We start from the raw sequence: 5,052 nt of genomic DNA, 5'->3' as shown, positions 1-5,052 counted from the left end.
AGGGATATATGTGGATAGGTACAAGTGATGGTGTTAATAAATATAATGGAACAAAGTTTGAAGTTTATAAGTATAGTGACAATAAAGAAAATAGTATAAGTGGAAATAGAGTATCTGATATAAAGGAAGATTTAGAAGGGAACATATGGATTGGTACAAGGACTGGATTAAATAAAATAGATAGCAAAACGAATAATATAACTAGATATTTACCCGGTGAAAATGGATGTAATATATCAAACTATAGAATCAGAGACATATTAGTAACAAGTAAGGGAGATATTTATGTAGCTACAGATGATGGGGTAAATAAATATGATAAGGAAAATGATAACTTTATTTTGATGTATAATTCAGATGATTTAGAAAGTTCTTTAAGTAATCAAGAAGTATATTCACTAGCAGAGGATATTTATGGGGGTATATGGGTTGGTACAAAGCATGGATTAAATAAAATCGATTTAACTTCACAGAAGATAATTAAGTATTTTGCAGATGAAGAAGATGAAATGAGCATAGGCCATAATTTTATATATAGCTTGCATGCGGATGATACGGGAAATTTATGGATAGGAACTTATTATGGTGGTCTAAATAAGTTAGATTTAAAAACAGGAAAAGTAAAAAAATTAATGCCTGGAGATGAGGAATCAATTGGTGGAGCATATGTAAGAGAGGTTCTAAAAGATAGCAGAGGATATGTTTGGGTAGCAACTGATTATGGCTTTAATAAGTATGATGAAGAAGAAGATAAGTTTATTACTTATAAGTCAAGTAAATATAACGAAGGTAGTATAATAAGTGATAATGCTTTAAGTATTTGCGAGGATCAATCAGGTGCAATTTGGATAGGTACTGATGAAGGCATAAGTTTATTTAATCCTGAGAATCTATTTAATTATTACAAATCAGATCCATTCAATGATAATTCTCTAAGTAGCGATTCTATAAGTGGAATATATGAGGATGAAGATGGATTATTATGGGTAGGAACTACATATGATGGGTTAAATATAATAGATAGAAAATCTAATAAAGTAACTAGAATTGATCATACAAAAGATTATGATGGTGAACTTACGATAAGTAATAATTTAGTTAGAGAAATAACAGGAATAGGAAATGAAGTATGGATAGCAACGGAAAATGGATTAGATAAATATGATAAAAATACCGGCGAAATTACTAAATATAAACAGGGAATGGGATTAATATTAAATGATGTAAGGAATCTTCATATAGATGAAGAAGGTGTTTTATGGATAGGAACGAGAGTAGGATTATGCTCATTTGATAGGAAGGGAACATTTATAGATTATAGAGATATATTTAGTGAAAATGGAATAGAAGACCAAAATATAACTGAAATTTATGAGGATGATGATGGTGTAATTTGGTTATCTATGGGGGTAGAAAATGGTCTTGTTAGCTTAGATAAAAAGACAAATGAAGTTAAAATATATAATGATTTTTATGGAAATGAGGAGGGTGTAGAGAGGAAATATAATTATATAATTTCTATTGAGTGTGATGAAGAAGGAAATTTATGGCTAGGAACTGACTATGGATTAGTAAAATTTAATAAAAAGACTAAGGAATATACTAGATATACTGAGGAAAATGGGCTAGCTAATAATTTTATTTATGGAGTATTAATTGAAGATAATAATAATTTATGGGTTAGTACTAATTATGGTATTTCAAAATTTGATATTAAAGAAGAAAAGTTTATTAATTTTGATAGTACAGATGGAATTCAAGGTAATGAATTTAATCAGTATGCATATTATAAAAGCAAAAATGGAGAAATATTTTTTGGTGGGATTAATGGATTAACTAGTTTCTTTCCTAATGATATAGTCGAGAAAAATTTTATTAGTAAAGTGCAAATAGAATCTATATCTACCAATAATGGAAAATTGTATTTAGAAGACAAAATAAAGTTAGACTATAAAAATACTCAACTTCAGTTTGATTTTTTCATGCCTGACTATAGAAATGTAAAGAAATTAAGTTATGCATATAAGCTTAATGGAATTGATGAAAACTGGATAATGTCAGAAAATAAAAATAGTGCTAATTATACAAATTTAAAGTCAGGTAATTATGTATTTCAGGTAGCAGCTAGAAATTCAAGTGGGGAATGGAGTAGTCCAACAAGTATAGAAGTTATAATAGGAAGCCCACCATGGAAAACACCACTTGCATATGTGCTTTATGTAATTTCATTTATTTTTGTAATTTATGTAATATGGAATAGAGTTAAGATATTAGATAACATGGTTAAACAAAGAACTGCAGAGCTAAATAATAAATTAAAAGAAAATGAACAACTATATTCTAAATTATTACATCATGAAAAATATAAAAATAATTATTTCATCAATTTATCTCATGAGTTAAGAACACCATTAAATATAATATCATCTACTCAAAATCTTATAGAAAGCTTAAATAGAGAGAATAAAAAAATATCACAGGACAAAATGAGCCATTATATGGGAACAATAAAAGGAAATTGTAGAAGGTTAGTAAATTTAATAGATAACATAATATATACTTCTAAGATAGAGTATGGACAGTATAAATTAAATAAAAAAAGTTGTGATATAGTTTATTTAGTAGAGGAAATAGCTTTATCTATGAAGGATTTCATAGAAGAAAATGGACTAACACTTGTAATTGAGCCAGATATAGAAGAAAAGATAATTGAATGTGATGAGTTAGAAATAGAAAGAGTGATAATAAATCTTATATCAAATGCAATTAAGTTTACTAAAGAAGGTGGACTAATTGAAGTTTATATATTTGATTTGGGAAATGAAGTAAAAATAGTAGTAAAAGATAGTGGAATAGGAATAGATAAAAAGCATCATGAAACTATATTTAATAGATTTTCACAAGCCTATTCAGATACGTCAGAAGAATATGGTGGTAGTGGATTAGGACTTACATTATCAAGGCAACTAATAGAATTACATGGAGGAAGTATTTGTGTTGAAAGCGAAATAGGAAAGGGAAGTACATTTATAGTTAAATTACCTGTGAAAAAGGAAGATAATAACTAAAAAATAGAATTGTTAAAGAGAATTATCTTAGCACCATAATAAAACAATAGTTAAATGATATTTTATAGGATATAATTAGTTTATTAAACGGAAGAAGGTAGAAAAATATGAGAAATATAAAAATGATAATTCAATTTGATGGAAGCAGATATAAGGGTTGGCAAAAGCAAAACCAAAAAGGAAGTACTGTTTCAACTATTCAAGGTAAGTTAGAAAATGTATTGAGTAAAATGACTGGGGAAAATATAGAAGTTATAGGGTGTGGAAGAACAGATAGTGGTGTTCATGCAGAAAATTATGTTGCTAACTTTGTAACAGAACATAAAATGCCTGTATCAGAAATAGAAAGATATTTAGCAGAGTATTTACCAGAAGATATAGTAATAAAGCAAATGAAGGTTGCAGGAACTAGATTCCATTCAAGATTTAGTGTTAATGCTAAGACATATGTGTATAGAATTAATAACTTAAAATATAATGATGTATTTACTAAAAAATATGCACATCATGTTCCAGAAACATTAAATGTTGAAGAAATGAGCAAAGCAGCTCAATATTTAGTAGGAACTCATGATTTTAAGAGTTTCACTAATTTAAAGGCTAAGAGTAATAAATCAACAGTAAAAACAATTAACTATATAAATGTTACTGAAAACAATGGAGTAATTGAAATAGAGGTAAATGGAGATGGATTCTTATTAAATATGGTAAGAATAATAGCAGGAACTCTTATTGATGTTGGTCAAGGTGTTATAAAAGCAGAAGAAATGGAACAAATATTATTAGAGAAAAATAGAGAATGTGCAGGAATTAAAGCTCCAGCTAAGGGATTAACATTAAAGGAATTAGAATATTAGATAAATTTAAAGTAGTGTCTATAAAAAAATAGGCGCTACTTTTTTATATTATTATAGAAAAATATGGATTTATTTGAGGAGATATTATAATATTATAAAAGAAACAAATATTCAATAAATTTAAACTTTAGGAGGAAATATTATGTACGATAAAATAATAGAGTCTACAAGTTATATAAAAGGAAGAGTAAATAGAAATCCAAAAGTAGCGGTAATTTTAGGATCAGGATTAGGAGATTTAGTTAATGTAGTTGAAGATATAGAATATATTGACTATACAGATATTCCTAACTTCCCAGTATCAACAGTAAAGGGTCATGAGGGAAGATTAGTATTCGGAAAAATAAATGGGGTAGAAGTACTCTTAATGCAAGGTAGATTCCATTATTATGAGGGATATACAATGAAAGAAGTTACATATCCTGTGTACGTAATGAAGCAATTAGGAATAGATAAAATTATAGTTACAAATGCTTGTGGTGGAATAAATACAAGCTTTGAGCCGGGAACATTAATGCTTATAAATGATTTTGTTAATTTATTTGGGGATAATCCTTTAATTGGAATAAATGATGAAAGACTAGGGACAAGATTCCCAGATATGTCAGAGCCATATAAGTTAGAGTTAATAGACAAGGCTAAGAATATTGCAAAGGATCTAGGAATAGATTGTAAGGAAGGGGTTTATGCTGGTTTTATGGGGCCATACTATGAAACAGCTGCTGAAATAAGAATGATAGGAAGACATGGAGCTGATGCAGTTGGAATGTCAACAGTACCTGAAACAATAGTTGCAAATTATTTAGGAATGGATGTTTTAGGTATAGCATGCATAACTAATATGGCAACAGGAATTCAAAAGGTAAAGCATTCTCATGAGAGAGTAGTAGAAACAGCTAAGAAAGCTTCAGTTGATTTATGCAAATGGGTAACTAAAATTATAGAAGTAATATAAGAATAAAAGCTATAAAACCTAGTGTTTTATAGCTTAAGTTGTGTGCCCAGCATGGGCACGTACTTGTCGGTGAAAGTCCGATATGGGGGTTGATAGTGCTAACCATTAGCTTAAGACAAGGGTGTCCATTGTGAGGTGGAATCTGAAGGAAGTCGGCGGCAAATCCTTGGTC

At 28.8% G+C, this 5,052-nt stretch carries 3 protein-coding genes; all 3 read left to right on the top strand.

The annotated features are described in order from the left end of the window. A partial coding sequence (locus ACRDBA_RS05285) for a ligand-binding sensor domain-containing protein (protein WP_438571880.1) occupies nt 1–3,068 on the top strand: 3,068 nt, incomplete at its 5' end. A gap of 107 nt (nt 3,069–3,175) precedes the next feature. Further along, the gene (truA, locus tag ACRDBA_RS05280) at nt 3,176–3,925 is read left to right on the top strand and encodes a tRNA pseudouridine(38-40) synthase TruA (RefSeq protein WP_438571879.1); all 750 of its coding nucleotides are present in this window, start codon (nt 3,176–3,178) and stop codon (nt 3,923–3,925) included. A 142-nt stretch (nt 3,926–4,067) separates the two neighbouring features. Continuing rightward, complete coding sequence (locus tag ACRDBA_RS05275) at nt 4,068–4,880, top strand: purine-nucleoside phosphorylase (RefSeq protein ID WP_438571878.1); 813 nt, start codon at nt 4,068–4,070, stop codon at nt 4,878–4,880. Nucleotides 4,881–5,052: the final 172 nt, after the last annotated feature.

Origin of the sequence: Clostridium sp. (assembly GCF_051654825.1) — a bacterium.
In the GTDB taxonomy this organism is placed as follows: Bacteria; Bacillota; Clostridia; order Clostridiales; family Clostridiaceae; genus Clostridium.
This window is presented reverse-complemented; position numbering and strand designations above follow the sequence as displayed.